This is a genomic window from Sphingobium sufflavum, from assembly GCF_021403115.1.
In the GTDB taxonomy this organism is placed as follows: domain Bacteria; phylum Pseudomonadota; class Alphaproteobacteria; order Sphingomonadales; family Sphingomonadaceae; genus Sphingobium; species Sphingobium sufflavum.
In genome coordinates this window covers 1-14,650 of record NZ_JAJSSH010000006.1, presented here as the reverse complement: position 1 = coordinate 14,650, position 14,650 = coordinate 1, and the positions used below count along the sequence as shown (strand labels likewise).

Genomic DNA, 14,650 nt, shown 5'->3' with positions numbered 1-14,650 from the left:
GATCATCGTCGTCGCGGAGACCGGATCGACCAATGACGACATGGCCGCGCTGGCCGGGAGCGGGGCCAGCGAGGGGCTTTGGCTGCGCGCCGAACGGCAGACGGGCGGCAAGGGGCGGGCGGGCCGGGTTTGGTCGAGCCAGTCCGGCAACCTCCATATCTCGACTCTGGTAAAGCGCCAGCCGGGCGACCCGGCCTCCCATACGCTGGCGCTGGTCGCCGCCGTCGCGGCCCATGCGGCGGTCGCGGAACTGGCACCTGCTATAGCGGTGACGATCAAATGGCCCAACGACCTGATGGTTGAGCAACCGGCGTCCGGTTCCGCCAAGCTGTGCGGGATGTTGTTGGAAGCGCGAGGCGACGCCGTGATCGTCGGGTTCGGTATGAATGTCACGCATGCGCCCGAAATCGAGGAGCGTACCACGACTAGCCTTGCCTCCTGCGGTGCACGGGCCGATAGCGATGCGGCCCGTACGGCCGAAGTGCTGGCGGAGCAGTTCGCCCGATGGCTGGATTGCTGGCGGCGGGAAGGGCTGGACAGGATCAGGCAGGCCTGGCTGAAAGCGGCGCATCCTGTCGGGACTTCGCTGCGCGTCCTGCTGCCCGACGGTACCCAGGCCGAGGGTGGGTTTGCCGGATTGGCGGCGGACGGTGCGCTGCTGCTGATGGGCAGGGATGGTCGGCAGGTCGTCATCCATGCCGGGGACGTGTTTGCGCTCTAAAGCCTTCCTATCGGATGGATCATGCGATGACCCGTTCTAGTGGAAAAATCTGGCGGGTTAGCGCGCTGGTGCATAGGGGAAGGCGAAGCCTGACCTGCCTGACGCGGTGGAATGGCTCCGGCTGACTTGATGGGCCGTGATGAGGGCCGAGATGGAAAAGGATGGTTCGATGCTGCTCGCTGTCGATGCTGGCAATACCAACGTCGTGTTTGCACTGGTCGCGAAGCGGGAGATCGTGGCGCGCTGGCGCATCGCGACAGACGCACGGCGCACGGCGGATGAATATGCCGTCTGGCTGAACCAGTTGCTCGGCCTGGAAGGCTATTCCATGGCGGATGTGAACGCCGTCATCATCGCGACGGTGGTGCCGCGGGCGCTCCATAACCTGACCGTCCTGTCGACCAAATATTTCAAGGTGGAGCCGCTGGTCGCAGGCAGCGACGCCGCTCCCTGGGGCATCGTGCTGGACGTGCCGGAGCCGCAGACGGTCGGCGCGGACCGGGTGGTCAACGCCATCGCCGCCCATGCCCGGCACAAGACCGACCTGATCGTGGTCGATTTCGGAACCGCAACGACATTCGACGTTATCGACTATAACGGGGCGTACAAGGGCGGAATCATTGCGGCCGGGATCAACCTGTCGCTCGACGCACTGGTCAGCGCGGCCGCCAAGCTGCCCCGCATCGCCATCGAAGCGCCGACGGACCGATCGGTCATCGGACGCACGACGGAGGACCAGATGCACATCGGAGTCTTCTGGGGCTATGTCGCCATGATGGAGGGGCTGGTGACCCGCCTGCGCGCGGAAATCGGGCGTCCCGTCAAGGTCATCGCCACGGGTGGTCTTTCCGTGCTATTCGACGCGCACAGCGACGTGTTCGACGCTATCGAGCCTGATCTGACCATCCGGGGTCTTTCCATATTATACGAACGGAGTACCGCACGCGCATGACGCCTGCCAAAGAACTGCTATTTCTCGCGCTTGGCGGGTCTGGTGAAATCGGGATGAACCTCAACCTCTATGGGTGTGAGGGCAAATGGCTTATGGTCGATCTGGGCCTGACGTTCGGCGACCCGACCTATCCGGGGATCGACCTGATCCTGCCCGACACCCGTTTCATCGAGGAACGGCGCAAGGATCTGCTCGGCATCGTGCTGACCCATGGTCATGAGGATCATATCGGCGCGATTCCTTATCTCGCCGCCGACCTGGGCGTGCCGCTGTACGCGACGCCGTTCACCGCGGGCCTGATCCATGCCAAGCTGGTCGAGGAAGGTCTGACCGACAAGGTCAAGGTGCATATCGTCAAGGACGAGAAGCCGGTCACGCTCAAGCCGTTCAGTTTCCGCTATGTGCCGCTGGCCCACTCGATCCCGGAGGGCAATGCGCTGGTGATCGAGACGCCCTATGGCCGCATCTTCCACACCGGCGACTGGAAGCTGGACGAAGATCCGCAGATTGGCGTCCCCGCCACCCCGGACGAATTGACCGCCATCGGTGACGAAGGCGTACTGGCGCTGGTGTGCGACAGCACCAATGTCTTCAACCCCAAGCCCAGCGGTTCGGAAGGCAGCGTGCGCGCCGGTCTGATCGAGGCGGTGTCGAGCGCCAAGGGCCGCGTGCTTGTCACCACCTTTGCGTCCAACGCGGCGCGGGTGAAGACATTGGGCGAGGTGGCGCGGGCCACGGGGCGGACGCTGTGCGTCGCCGGGCGCTCGCTGGACCGTATCATCGGCACGGCCAAGGCGTGTGGCTATCTCACCGACTTTCCGCCCGTGGTGGACTTCGACGGCATCATGAATGTGCCGCGTGACAAGGCGATGATTATCGCGACGGGCGGGCAGGGGGAGGCGCGCGCCGCGCTGGCCCGCATCGCCGGTGACGGGCACCCGATCAAGCTGGACCGTGGCGACATGGTCGTCTTTTCTTCCAAGCAGATTCCCGGCAACGAACTGGCCATCGGCAAGATTCAGAACCAGTTGGCAGCCAAGGGCGTGACGATGGTCACGGACCGGGAGTCGATGGTGCATGTATCCGGCCACCCCGGTCGGCCTGAACTGGAGGCGATGTATCGCTGGATCAGGCCTGAAATCCTGCTGCCGGTCCATGGCGAGATCCGCCATATGGCGGAGCAGGCGCGGCTGGGCCTGGCCACGGGTATTCCCAAGGCGATCGTGCAGACCAACGGCGACGTGATCCGTCTGGCGCCCAATGGCCCGGTCAAGCTGGGCGAGGAGGCGACGGGTCGTCTTGTCCTCGACGGCGATGTCATCCTGCCCGCGGATGGTGGCACGATCAACGAACGGCGCAAGCTGGGCCTGTATGGCCATGTCAGCGTCGGCGTGGCGGTCGACCGCAATGGCGGCATTGCCGGTGAGCCGGACGTGCGTGTGATGGGCCTGCCGGTGGAGGAGGACAAGGCCGCCTTCATCGAGGAAGCGTGCGACGCCGCAAGCTCCGCCGTGACCAAGGCGCGATCGACCGACGTGGACAAGGTACGCGAAGCCGTGCGCCTGGCGGTCCGCCGCGTGGCCACCAACTGGACGGGCAAGAAGCCGCTCGTCGATGTCACTGTCATAGCCCTGTAGGTTCGTCGCCATGCCGATAGCGTCCATGTTCGCCATCTATTTCCTGTTCTTCTTCCTGTGCCTGTTCGTGGTGCTGCCCTTTGGGGTGCGTACTGCAGACGAGGCGGGGGTGGAGAAGATCAAGGGGCAGGCGGACAGCGCGCCCGCGCATTTCAGCGTGGGCCGCACGGCGCTCAAGACCGGACTGATCGCGGCGATCCCGACGGGGTTGTTCCTGTTGAACTATTATCAGGGATGGATCACCCGCGACCTGTTCGACGGGGTGATGGTGTGGCTGGGCGCCCCGCAACTGCCGAACTGATAGTGAGGACAAGTCGCCTGTGCAGGATGGCCTTCAGCGCCGGGCGTTAATCCCCGTTCGCTCTGCCCTTTGAGAAGCCGTACAGCCGTTGCCACCTGCTTCGAAAATGCTCTAGCCGCCGGTCCATCGCGGCAGGCTGAGCATGAAGCGCGATCCCTGACCCAGTGCGCTCTCCACCCTGATGTCCCCGCCCATGGCGCGGGCGAGACGGCGCGAGATATAGAGGCCGAGGCCGCTGCCCGCATTGTCCTGCGGGGTCAGGCGCTCGAAGCGTTCGAATATCCGTTCCTGATCCGCAGGGTCGATGCCGCGCCCCTGATCGGCCACGATCACGCGGACGCGGTCCGTCGCGGGATCATCGTCCATCCGTACCCAGATATGGCTGCCGTCGGGCGAATAGCGGACCGCATTGCCGATGAGATTGACCAATATCTGGAGCACCCGACGATATTCGGCGGTGGCCAGCATTGTCTCGTCCGCTTGCGGGGCCTCGATCAATATCTGGCGCTCGGCGGCGCGCATTTTGAGAAGGCCTGCGGCCCGGCGGCCGAGGTCGGCGACGTCCACCTCCTCATGCGCTACCGCGAAGTCCGGGCGCTCGATGGCTTGAAGGTCGGACAGGTCGTCGACCAGTTCGACCAGATGGCGGCCCGCCTCCGCAATATCCGCCGCATAGGAGGCATAGTCTGCGCGCAGCGGCCCCTCCAACTGATGGCTGATGGTGTTGGCGTTTGCGATGATGCGGCCCAATGGTTGGCGCAGGGCATTGTCGAGCCTGCGGCTGAACAAGGGCGAATAGGTCGATTCGTCTTGCGTCGCCGGGCGGGCGGGCGCGGCATCCTCCGCGGCCTCTGGTATCGCCTTGCCCCGATAGCCGGTGAGGCGGCCCAGCGCGTCGAAGGTCGGCAGCGCGGCGAGGCTGTAGCGGATCGTGGGATCGGCGCGCAGCAACGCGGGCTGACGCGAAAAGGGCCGCCGTGCCGCCACCGCCGCCAGCAGGGGCAGGCGTTCGGACGGATCGGTGTCGATCCCCTCTGCCTCCAGCAGGCGGAAATAGGCGGACAGCGGTTCACCCGCGCGGGGAGGCGCGTGGCCCGTCGCCGCCTCATTGGCGTCGACGATGCGAAATTGCAGGCTGGCATCGACATGCCAGATCCAGCCGTCGCGCGCCAGTTCGGCATGGGTGCCCAGCGCCACCGCATCGACCGGATCGGGCGCGCGCGGCCGCTCCTCCCATTCGATCAGGGTCAGGTCCACACCGTCCGCATCCGGTTTCATCCGTGCCCATAGCGCAATATCGGAGGCGCCGGACACGATGGAAACAGGGCGGGCGATGGTGACGCCCAGCCGCAGGGCGGTGCGGGTGAGGTGAGCGAGGGCGGGCACGACCAGCGGGCCGCCGACGATGCCGCCCGCCTCCGCCTGTAACGCGGCCAGCGGCGCGTCGGCGGTGACGAGCCGTCCGTCCGGGGTGACACGGCCACGAATGATGCTGTCGCCGCTCATACGCCGCCCCAGCCCATGCGCGCCAGCTTGTCGACCAGCGGGGCCGGACCCCGCCAGCGGGCGAGATGCTCCGCCGCCTGAACGGGCGTCAACTGGCGATAGCGTGCGATAAGGTCGGGCAACACTGCATCCTCATCCTGATCCCGAATCGGGGCGAGGGCATCGAGCAGCGCCATATGGCCGATGTCGTCTAGTGCGACTGTGCGGGCGAGGGCGGCACGATCCTCCGCATCGCCGTCGATCAGCAGGGTCAGCGCCTGTTCCAGCGCCATGCCGGTCCGGGCCGCGCCCAGTCCCGCCAGCAGCAGCAGGTCGTGGCGCAGGGCGGCTTCCTCCGCCAGTGCGCGTGCGTCCCCATCGCCCTGCGCCAGTGTCGCGACATAGGCGGCGCGGGCGAAGGGGCCTGCCTGCTCGTCATGGCGTGCGATGATGGTTTGTGCGGCCTGCGCCAGCACCGGCGCGGCGAGGGCGCCATCGACGCCCATGCGCGCGGCCAGCCCCTCGACCAGCAGGGCGGTGGCGGTCCAGACCAGATCGCAAAAGGGTTCGGCGGCCAGATCGGCGCGCATCGGTCGGTCGAGCGGATGAGGCACATGCCAGGGATCGACCGAGAGGCGCAGCGCGACGACGGCGTCGGAGAGGGCGGGTGGCAGCGTGGGAGAGGGGGCTGACGCTATGTCCTCCCCCAGCAAGGCGGGCGGCATCAACGTCATGCGCAGGGCAAGCGCCGCCGCCGCGCGCTGGCGCAGATGATCGACCAGCAGGGGGGCGAGCGCCGCCGGATGACGTTCAATGGCGGAGCGGCAATAATGGGGACCGAGTGCCTCAATCGGGCGAGCCAGCCAATTGTCGCCCATCTGCACGCCGATGGTCAGTTCGATGGCGTTGAGACAGCCGGAGAGATGGGCGCGCGTCTCACTCAGCAGCGCGTCGGTCCAGCGCCGTTGACTCCCCATCAGGAGCTGGCCCAGGTCGCTGGCGTGGCGCAGCGATCCCGCGATGGCATCGCGCAGAGGGGCGTCCGGCCCCGTGCCCGGCGGATGGAGGGGAGGTGTCATGACCAGCCCATCCTACGGGGATGAGGTTAAAACGCCCTAAACCGCATTAATTTCAGGTGGATCAGGCGCGCAGCAGCTGGTTCGCATGACTGGCGAAGGCGAGGAGCGCGCAGATGGCGAACATTGTGCCTGTCGCGTTCAACAGGCCGCCCAGCGCCAGCAGCAGCAGGGCGGTGCCGGGGGCGAACTTCAGCACTTCCGGCACGTCGCCGCCGATCCCCCTGCGCCGGATAAGGATGTTGAGCGCGATCAGGCCGACGCACAGGGTTGCCCCAGCCGCGCCCAATGGCCCGCCATCGCCATGGATGATCCCCGTCGCCAGTAGCACGAGCAGCGCGATCACCCCCATCGCATGGTCGAGCGGGCGCGTGCCCATGGCGAGGCGCAACAGCCGGTCGAGCTGCCCGGCCACCCGATCCGCCACCAGCCCGAAAAAGGCGAGCAGGCAGCCCAGCATCACCAGCCCGCCCAGAATCGCGACGAGGCCCAGCAGACCCAGCCCGATAGCGATGTTGCGGACCATGGTGGAGGCGATGCCGTGGCGGATGGCGAAGGGCACAATCCGCGCAGCGGGGGCGCCGACCGGCCAGTCGTCGATGTCGCCGCCATTCTCGGTGCCGCGCTGGGGCGTGCGGGCCAGTGCATCCGTCGCGGCGTCGGCCGCCGCCTGTGTCGTGGCGACGGTGATCCGCCCGTCGAATACGTCGGCCATTTCGCACTGCATGCGGGCGCTGCCGTCCTGCACGGCGGTCCGCAACAGGGTGAGTGGCACATCCCAATCGCCCAGCATGTCCATGATCCGCAGCAACATGGCGGCGGGTGCCAGGAGCGCGCCGCCCCACATCTGTTCCGCGTCGATCCGTTCGAAGGAGCGGGTGGCCGGGCCGGCCGGGATCGCCAGCAACGCGGCATGGTCATTATGGGCCAGCAGTTCGATATGACTCTCCGGCACGATGTGGCCGTCGCCGATCAGCAGCAATTGGTCAGTTGCGCCGATCATCCGGCTGAGCGTGGGCATGTCGCGGATCAGTGTGGCATGGATGCCGTCCGCCGCCAGCCTATCCACGGTCGCGGTCAGCACCGGGCTGATGTCGTCCACCAGGATGAGGGCGTGGCCCGCGCCTGCGGCATGGGCCTGCCGCGCCTGATATTCCACGATGCTCTGTCCGGCGAAGGTCAGTTCGCCACGCCGCCGCAGGGCAATGCCACCCTGTCCAGCTTCGGTCATGCTGCGTGCGCTGAGTAAGGCGACAAGGGCCATATCCGGGATATTTCCGCCCTGAAATCGTGAGGTTCGCATTCTGTTTACCGACCAGCCGTGCGATTGCAAGGATGGTTGATGCACGGCGATGGCCCCGGTGCCTGTCTGATATGCCCCACTATAGTATGAGGCGCTGGCTTTTTGTTATGCCGGTCCTGGCCAATCGTTGCGTTTTCACATGAAGCATTGCGGCGGTTTTGGTGTTTTTCGATGGGATGTCGACGTTCATGGGCGCATGCTGAATCACCCGCTGGTCGTATCCTCCGCCCGCCTCGCCAGATACCCTGCCGCGAACCCGCGCAGACCGATCAAAGTCCCTTGAAGCATCCCATCGCCCTGTGCCATTCAGGGACATGGCGCGGTCCCCGTCGGGGTGCGCCTATGCCGTTGCAGGCCCAGCACAATCCGTGACCCTCACCGGGCGTCGCCGACAATCGCAACGAAGCGATGGGACGGTGCCATGGTGGCGGGACAGCGGCGACAGGGATGACTATGGGCGCCGGGCCATCTGTTCTCAGGCGGCGTCAAAATATGATAGGTCTGTGCGTGGACCCGATCCGACGCATGGACGCGTAAAGGGACTGTGGGGCGGATTATGAACAAGCCGAGATTGCCGGGCGATGACAAATTGCCCGGCGAAGAGTCCATCAGCGCAAAATGGGCCGATCTGGTGAACGCCATGCGCGAGTCCGATCCGCTCGACCGTGCCGCAACGGATGGATCGGTGCGTTCGGTCGACGATTCGCATTTTGCATCCCATGCGGTTGAAGCGCCGATCCCGTCCCATGACCCGTTGGAAATGGAGGAGCGCGCGGCGACGCAGGCGCGCGGTCGGTTGTTCACGGGCATCGCGATCCTGATGGTGGGCTTGTTGTGGGCGGCGGGCGCGGCATGGGCGTTGATCCCAGGTCTTGCTCCCGTGGCCGCTGCGTCATCGCTGTTGACCGTTGCCGCCGTCGCTACCCCCCTGCTGTTGCTATTTATCCTGTGGGCCATAGTGGCGCGGCGGAGCGCCGATCCGGTGATGCGCTGGACCGACTATACGCAAGGGGTGGCGGAACGCGCCGACCGATCGCTGGAATATCTGGCGGCAGCGGAAGCGCGCCTCCATCAGGCTTATAGCGCGCTCGACCAGCAATCGCTCAACAGTAGCCTGTTGTCGGAAGGCAGTGCGGAGACATTGCTGGCCGCTGCCCGGCGCATCGAGGCGCAGTCGAACAGCGCGGAGAAGGCGCTGCGCTCGTCCGGGGATGCTGCGTCGGAGGCGCTGGCGCTGGTCAATGCCATCGACCAGAGCGTACCGGGGCTGGAGAGCCGCCTGACCGGCCTATCCCGCACCTTGGGGCAGAGCAGCGCGGAACTGGCGCGGCAGGGCGGGGTGCTGGAGGAGCAACTCCGCAATGCGGCCATCGTGGCGGAGGAGGCGCGGCTCCAGATCACCCAGTCGCACGACGCCACCGTCGACCGGCTGGGATCTTTGCAGGAGGCGACCCGCGCGACCAGCGACGAACTCAACGCCATGGCCGACCTGGCGTCGGCGCGGGTCGAACTGATCCTGGAGCATGCGCGGGGCGCGATGACGACGGCGCGTGACGGGTTGCAGCAGCATATGGCGGCGCTGACCGCACTGGGCGAGCAGGGAGACCGCAGCACCGCCCATGTGCAGCTGCTGGCTGAGGCCGTGGATGGCGTCGCCCGGCGCATCGGCGCGCTGGAACAGGATTCGGACGGCGGGCAGGCGCGCATCGCCAGCCATCTCTCGGCGCTCAGCGCGCAGGCGGAGCGGGTTGGTGGTGCCTTGCAGACGAGCAATCAGGGCGCGGCGCATCTGATCGAGCGGGTCGAGACGCTGCTCCTCGCCCTCGATTCCAATATTCGCGAGATTGACGAGAGCCTGCCCGCGGCGCTGGGCCGTTTCGACCTGCGCCTGTCCGCGACGGAGGCGAAACTGGGCGAAGCCGCCGCGCTGGCGGAGGGCATGGCGGGCACCGCCGACGCCGCAGCGCGTCATCTGGAACAAGCCAGCGACACGCTGATCGCGCAGAGTCAGGCCGTCGAGGCCAGCATCCGCGCGGGCGACAGCAGCGTGGCGCGCCAGACGGCGGAAATCGCGATCATGCGCGCCGCTCTGGACGAAAGCGCCGCTGCGATGGCGCAGATCGTCGAGACAAGGGCGCCGCAACTGGTCGCCACCATGGCGCGGGTGCGGGAAGAAGCGGAGCAGTCCGCCCGCCATGCCGAGGATGCCATCAACACCATCGTTGCGCGGACCACCGACGCGCTCGCACGGGGCAGCGGTGCGGCGCTGGACAACGCCATCAGCAAGAAGGTTAACTCGCAGATCGCGCAGATTGCCGAGATTGCGGACAATGCGGTGAAATCCGCACATCGCGCGACCGACCATCTGATGCGCGAGATGATGGCGATCACCGATACCGCCACCGACCTGGAAAGCCGTATGGCGCAGGCCCGCCAGATAGAGGATGCGCGCGGCCGCGACCATATCGCCGAACGGTCGGCGCAGATCATTGCCGCGCTGAACGACAGCGCCATCGACGTGACCAAATGGCTCAATCAGGACATCGGGCAGAAGGAATGGGCGTCCTACCTCAGCGGTGACAAGAGCCTCTTCTCCCGCCGCGCGGTGCGTCTGCTGAGCGGTGGCGACCTCAAGCAGGTCCATGCCCGTTATGAGATCGACCCGGCCTTCCGCGAGCATGTGAACCGCTATGTCGAGGAGTTCGAGCAGATGCTGGCCGATGTGCTGGAGGCGCGCCGTGGTCATAGCCTGGCTATCGCGCTGCTGTCGTCGGACCTCGGCAAGCTCTATGTGGCGCTGGCGCAGGCTATCGAGCGGCTGCGGGTGGCATAGGGGAGGGGGGCTTCCTTAGCAGATCATTGCTCGTTCTGGCAGCGGAGTGAGCGTATGCCCCCGCCGCTAATGGCAGGCACATCGACCTGCCTACTTCCCTAATCCCGCCAAGCGCCCTAGATGGTTCGCGCCGGGGGGCTAGGGAGATTATGATGAAGAAGACCAAAAGCTTGATTGCTCTGGCCATTCTGGCGGCCGCCGCTGCACCGATCGTCGCACAGATGCCCACCGAAGCGCCCGGCAAGCCCGATCCCAAGCGCGTCACCGCCGGGACATATGCCACCGACCCGTCGCACACGCTGGTTGGTTGGCGCGTCAACCATATGGGCTTCAACGATTATTTCGGGCAGTTCGGTGACGTCAAGGGATCGCTGGTCCTCGATCCTGCCAAGCCCGCCAATGCCAAGCTGGACGTTACCATCCCCATCGCCTCGCTCTCCACGGCCAGTGCTGCCCTGACCAAGCATCTGTCCGGCGCGGACTTCTTCGACGCTGCAAAATATCCCGAAGCGCGATTCGTTTCGACCTCGGTCAATGTTACGGGCACCAAGGCGGTGATCGTGGGCAACCTGACCATCAAGGGGATCACCAAGCCGGTGACGCTGGATGCCAGCTTCGTTGGCGCGGGCAAGGGCTTTCCGCAGGCCGGCGGCCGGGAAACTGTTGGTTTCCACGCCACGGGCAAGGTCAATCGCGGTGATTATGGCATCGCCTATGGCCTGCCGCTGGTGCCCGATCCCGTGCTGATCGACCTGACCGTCGCCTTCGAAAAGCAGGGCTGATCCACCCATCATGACGGAAGCGCAGCCGGCCTGGTCGGTCATCGTCCCCTATTATAATGAAATCGACTTCATTCAGGGGACCATCGAGTCAGCGATCGCCCAGACCGGCACGCGCTTCCGCCTCATCCTGGTCGACAACAAGTCCAGCGACGGCACGGAAGCATTGTGTCGCCGCATCCTGTCGGGCGCTCCCCATGTTGAGGTCGTCTATTTGCGGGAAGATCGCCCCGGCCATCTGTTCGCGCTGGACAAGGGCTTTTCGGCGGTCACGACGCCCTACGTCTGTTTCTGGGATGCCGACACCGTCTACCCGCTTCATTATCTGGCCGAGGCCGAGCGATTGCTGGCCGATGGCCATCATGTCGCCGCACAGGCCATCGACGTTTATTGCGCCCCGGAATCGCGTGAGGGCCGACTGCGCCGCATCCGCATGAAGGCGACGCAGTTGCTGCTGTCGCGGCAAGGGCATGTCGGTTCCTACGGCCAATGTTTCCGCACCGATGCCCTGCGCGCCGCCGGTGGCCCTATGAGCGCTCGCTGGCCCTATGTCCTGTATGACCATGAACTGATGCAGCGCATCTTTCATCAAGGTCGCGCAACGGGGTCGACCGACCTGTGGTGCCTACCGTCGCCCCGACGGGGTGCGAACGCGCATGTCCGCTGGTCGCTGTGGGAGCGGATACTCTATCATCTCACGCCATTCGCGACGAAGGACTGGTTCTTCTACCGCTTTCTGGCGGGCCGGTTCGACAGGCGTCGGATGATGCAGGAAAATCTGCGCGTGCGGGATTGGTAAAACCCGGTAAAATCGGGTGAACCGAATATTTTTTATGCATTTTCTACGACTTACGTCCTATAATCGGACACTATCATAAACCCCTCGTTTACGCTGCCGCCGCTATACCAAGTGCGGGGACGAGCTGGTGATTGCGGACAGGCGACACCGGCATACAAGAGGTTTGCGATGGACATGCACTCCCCATTCCGGATGGTGAACACCACGGCGGAGCTGGTCGAGAATCTGGTCGCCCGCGAAGGCACCGCGGGCCATGGCTATTGCGCTGGCGCCATCGCCCGTGAGGCGGACAGCTTTGCCCGCAAAGCGGTGGATTTTGCCGATGCCGTTCATCATCTCAGCCTGCTGCACGGCCATGTGCCGGGCGTGATCGACCATGCCGCAACGCGGATCGCCGACAATGCCGCCCGTGACTGGGTCGTGCGCGCGGTGGACGGGTTCAGCCGGGAACGGCTCTATCTCAACGCCATCGTCGTGGCGGCGGGACCACTGCCCAGCACGTCCGGGCAGGATCAGGTGACGACCATCGTGGCGCAGCAGTGCCGCGCGCTCGACATGCTGGCCCAGTCGGACCGGCGCGGCTGTGCCATCGGTGCGGCCATGGCGCTGGTTCTCGACTGGGAGGCGATCCGGGCGATCCTGAATATCGGGGCGGCGCGTCTGGGTATCGAGCCACGCGAGTCGCAGTTGCCGTCGGCGCAGGAAACCTATGCCGTGCTCGATATATTGGAACAGGATCATCCCATCGGCCGCGCGGTGCAATTTGGTGCCAGCCAGTTGCTGGGCCAGCATCGTGGTGTCTGGGATCTGCTTCAGGCCCGGTCGCAGGTGCGGGCGGTGTCGGCGGAATAAGCCACGACGTCGAAGCCATGGCAGGCGACCCTATGTGACGTGCTGAGCGTCGACACTGGCGACGGGCGCGCATATTCCCTGTCAGGTTCAAGTCGGCGCGCGGGGGCGCGCTCGCACTTGCACAACAAGGTCAGCCTTTCTAATCCGGTGGGAACATCCATCGGAGACGGCCGGGCATGCGCTTTCAAGGTACAGATAATTATGTCGCGACGGACGACCTCAAGGTCGCGGTGAACGCGGCCGTGCTGCTGCGCCGTCCGCTGCTCATCAAGGGCGAGCCGGGTACAGGCAAGACCGTGCTGGCGCAGGAGATCAGCAAGGCGCTGAACGCGCCGCTGATCGAATGGAATGTCAAGTCCACGACCAAGGCGCAGCAGGGCCTGTATGAGTATGATGCGGTCGCGCGCCTGCGCGATGGTCAGTTGGGCGAAGAGCGCGTCCACGACATCGCCAATTACATCCGCAAGGGCAAGCTGTGGGAGGCATTCACCTCCGAACGGCTGCCCGTACTGCTGATCGACGAGATCGACAAAGCCGACATCGAATTCCCCAACGACCTGTTGCAAGAACTCGATAAGATGGCGTTCCACGTCTATGAGACGGGGGAGACGGTTGCTGCGGTCGAGCGGCCCATCGTGGTGATCACCTCGAACAACGAGAAGGAGTTGCCCGACGCTTTCCTACGCCGTTGCTTCTTCCATTATATCAAGTTCCCCGACGCGGACACGATGCGCGCGATCATCGACGTGCATTTCCCCGGAATCCAGAAAATCCTGGTCAGTCGCGCGCTGGAGATTTTCTATGAGGTGCGCGAAGTGCCCGGCCTCAAGAAGAAGCCGTCCACGTCTGAACTGCTCGACTGGCTGAAGTTGCTGTTATCTGAGGATATGCCGCTGGAAGTGCTCCAGTCCAAGGACGCGACGAAGGCGATCCCACCCCTGCATGGTGCGTTGTTGAAGAATGAGCAGGACATCATGCTGTTCGAACGGCTGGCGTTCATGTCGCGCCGGGGTGGCTGAGGGACGAGCGACAGCGACACGATTTGGTGCGGTTCGGGGGTGGCTGGAAGCGTATGAGCCACGCACCCGGCCGCGTCGTTGGCTGTATGAATTTCTACTGTTCGGCTTCAAGCAAGCCTGGGCGTGCCTGTTTGGTGGCTTGTTGCTGGTGCTGTTGCTTGGCACCCATCTTTTCTATCCCGATAATGCGATGCTCGCCCGCTATGATTTCCTGACCCTGGCGGCTTGCGCGATCCAGATCGCCATGCTGGTTGCCCGTCTCGAAACGGTGGACGAGGCGAAGGTTATCATCGCCTTCCATGTTGTGGGCACGGTCATGGAATTGTTCAAGACGGCCCATGGTTCCTGGATCTATCCGGAGGCGGCCTTCCTGCGGATTGGCGGAGTGCCGCTTTTTTCCGGCTTCATGTATGCCGCTGTCGGCAGCTATATCGCGCGCATCTGGCGCATTTTCGATTTCCGCTTCAGCCATTATCCACGCCGTGGCTGGACAGTGTTGCTAGCCATTGCAATCTATGTGAATTTTTTCGCTCATCATTGGCTGCCTGACCTGCGCATTTTCCTGTTCTGCGTTGGCGGCTTGTTGTTCTGGCGTACGCGGATATGGTTTCGCGTGTGGCGGGAGGATCGCTGTATGCCGCTGGTGATCGGCTGGCTGCTGGTTGCGTTGTTTATCTGGTTTGCGGAAAATCTGGCGACTTTCTCCAATGCATGGCTCTATCCCAGCCAGAAGGAGGGATGGACCCTGGTATCGCCCGCCAAGCTGTGTAAATAGGCGTCGAACCGGGACCCCATATCGGCGTGCAATAGGGACCCCCTTTTCGGGTTGCCAGGCGGTTGTCCCGGTAGTCCATAGGAGGGACCCACGGCCGGCGCTGCGCGCCCCCCAAGCG

13 protein-coding genes are annotated in these 14,650 nt (G+C 64.8%); 10 read left to right on the top strand and 3 right to left on the bottom strand.

Annotation, left to right across the window (positions count from 1 at the left end; all coding sequences use genetic code 11):
* The first annotated feature begins 1 nt into the window (after position 1).
* The 4 genes from LWE61_RS10315 to LWE61_RS10300 all read left to right on the top strand — a co-directional run bounded on the left by LWE61_RS10315 (position 2) and on the right by LWE61_RS10300 (position 3,611).
* Positions 2-721, top strand: a complete 720-nt coding sequence (locus LWE61_RS10315; protein ID WP_407696224.1) for a biotin--[acetyl-CoA-carboxylase] ligase — start codon at positions 2-4, stop codon at positions 719-721.
* Positions 722-890: 169 nt separating this feature from the next.
* On the top strand, positions 891-1,673 hold the full coding sequence (locus LWE61_RS10310; RefSeq protein ID WP_234150167.1) for a type III pantothenate kinase: 783 nt from the start codon (positions 891-893) through the stop codon (positions 1,671-1,673).
* Complete coding sequence (locus LWE61_RS10305; RefSeq protein WP_234149979.1) at positions 1,670-3,310, top strand: ribonuclease J; 1,641 nt, start codon at positions 1,670-1,672, stop codon at positions 3,308-3,310. Before LWE61_RS10310 ends, LWE61_RS10305 begins: the two co-directional genes overlap by 4 nt.
* 10 nt (positions 3,311-3,320) lie before the next feature.
* Entirely contained in the window at positions 3,321-3,611 is a 291-nt protein-coding gene (locus tag LWE61_RS10300) for a DUF1467 family protein (protein WP_234149978.1), read from the top strand.
* Between the two features lie 111 nt (positions 3,612-3,722).
* On the opposite strand, the gene LWE61_RS10295 is transcribed toward LWE61_RS10300, so the two are convergent.
* From LWE61_RS10295 to LWE61_RS10285, 3 genes are all read right to left on the bottom strand, one after another.
* The gene (locus LWE61_RS10295; RefSeq protein WP_234149977.1) at positions 3,723-5,117 is read right to left on the bottom strand and encodes a sensor histidine kinase; all 1,395 of its coding nucleotides are present in this window, start codon (positions 5,115-5,117) and stop codon (positions 3,723-3,725) included.
* Positions 5,114-6,175: a hypothetical protein gene (locus tag LWE61_RS10290; protein WP_234149976.1), complete on the bottom strand. Its 1,062-nt coding sequence runs from the start codon at positions 6,173-6,175 to the stop codon at positions 5,114-5,116. The genes LWE61_RS10295 and LWE61_RS10290 overlap by 4 nt, the downstream gene beginning before the upstream one ends.
* A 61-nt stretch (positions 6,176-6,236) precedes the next feature.
* A complete protein-coding gene (locus LWE61_RS10285) occupies positions 6,237-7,403 on the bottom strand; it encodes a hypothetical protein (RefSeq protein WP_234149975.1) in 1,167 nt (388 codons plus the stop codon).
* A gap of 628 nt (positions 7,404-8,031) precedes the next feature.
* Between LWE61_RS10285 and LWE61_RS10280 the strand changes: the two genes are divergently transcribed.
* The 6 genes from LWE61_RS10280 to LWE61_RS10255 all read left to right on the top strand — a co-directional run bounded on the left by LWE61_RS10280 (position 8,032) and on the right by LWE61_RS10255 (position 14,532).
* The gene (locus LWE61_RS10280) at positions 8,032-10,308 is read left to right on the top strand and encodes a coiled-coil domain-containing protein (protein ID WP_234149974.1); all 2,277 of its coding nucleotides are present in this window, start codon (positions 8,032-8,034) and stop codon (positions 10,306-10,308) included.
* Positions 10,309-10,460: 152 nt separating this feature from the next.
* A complete protein-coding gene (locus LWE61_RS10275) occupies positions 10,461-11,090 on the top strand; it encodes a YceI family protein (protein WP_234149973.1) in 630 nt (209 codons plus the stop codon).
* A gap of 10 nt (positions 11,091-11,100) precedes the next feature.
* Positions 11,101-11,886, top strand: a complete 786-nt coding sequence (locus LWE61_RS10270) for a glycosyltransferase family 2 protein (RefSeq protein ID WP_234149972.1) — start codon at positions 11,101-11,103, stop codon at positions 11,884-11,886.
* A 174-nt stretch (positions 11,887-12,060) separates the two neighbouring features.
* The gene (locus tag LWE61_RS10265) at positions 12,061-12,738 is read left to right on the top strand and encodes a DUF6975 family protein (RefSeq protein ID WP_234149971.1); all 678 of its coding nucleotides are present in this window, start codon (positions 12,061-12,063) and stop codon (positions 12,736-12,738) included.
* A gap of 176 nt (positions 12,739-12,914) precedes the next feature.
* Positions 12,915-13,757, top strand: a complete 843-nt coding sequence (locus LWE61_RS10260; RefSeq protein ID WP_234149970.1) for an AAA family ATPase — start codon at positions 12,915-12,917, stop codon at positions 13,755-13,757.
* Positions 13,750-14,532, top strand: coding sequence for a DUF817 domain-containing protein (locus LWE61_RS10255; RefSeq protein WP_234149969.1), 783 nt, complete (start codon positions 13,750-13,752; stop codon positions 14,530-14,532). Before LWE61_RS10260 ends, LWE61_RS10255 begins: the two co-directional genes overlap by 8 nt.
* Positions 14,533-14,650 lie beyond the last annotated feature (118 nt).

What these genes read in the sequence shown, in the direction of transcription:
- LWE61_RS10270 (WP_234149972.1), top strand. Translation starts at nt 11,101, where the DNA reads ATGACGGAAGCGCAGCCGGCCTGGTCGGTCATCGTCCCCTATTATAAT.
- LWE61_RS10305 (WP_234149979.1), top strand. Translation starts at nt 1,670, where the DNA reads ATGACGCCTGCCAAAGAACTGCTATTTCTCGCGCTTGGCGGGTCTGGT.
- LWE61_RS10295 (WP_234149977.1), bottom strand. Translation starts at nt 5,117, where the DNA reads ATGAGCGGCGACAGCATCATTCGTGGCCGTGTCACCCCGGACGGACGG.
- LWE61_RS10265 (WP_234149971.1), top strand. Translation starts at nt 12,061, where the DNA reads ATGCACTCCCCATTCCGGATGGTGAACACCACGGCGGAGCTGGTCGAG.
- LWE61_RS10290 (WP_234149976.1), bottom strand. Translation starts at nt 6,175, where the DNA reads ATGACACCTCCCCTCCATCCGCCGGGCACGGGGCCGGACGCCCCTCTG.
- LWE61_RS10275 (WP_234149973.1), top strand. Translation starts at nt 10,461, where the DNA reads ATGAAGAAGACCAAAAGCTTGATTGCTCTGGCCATTCTGGCGGCCGCC.
- LWE61_RS10260 (WP_234149970.1), top strand. Translation starts at nt 12,915, where the DNA reads ATGCGCTTTCAAGGTACAGATAATTATGTCGCGACGGACGACCTCAAG.
- LWE61_RS10285 (WP_234149975.1), bottom strand. Translation starts at nt 7,403, where the DNA reads ATGACCGAAGCTGGACAGGGTGGCATTGCCCTGCGGCGGCGTGGCGAA.
- LWE61_RS10280 (WP_234149974.1), top strand. Translation starts at nt 8,032, where the DNA reads ATGAACAAGCCGAGATTGCCGGGCGATGACAAATTGCCCGGCGAAGAG.
- LWE61_RS10300 (WP_234149978.1), top strand. Translation starts at nt 3,321, where the DNA reads ATGCCGATAGCGTCCATGTTCGCCATCTATTTCCTGTTCTTCTTCCTG.
- LWE61_RS10310 (WP_234150167.1), top strand. Translation starts at nt 891, where the DNA reads ATGCTGCTCGCTGTCGATGCTGGCAATACCAACGTCGTGTTTGCACTG.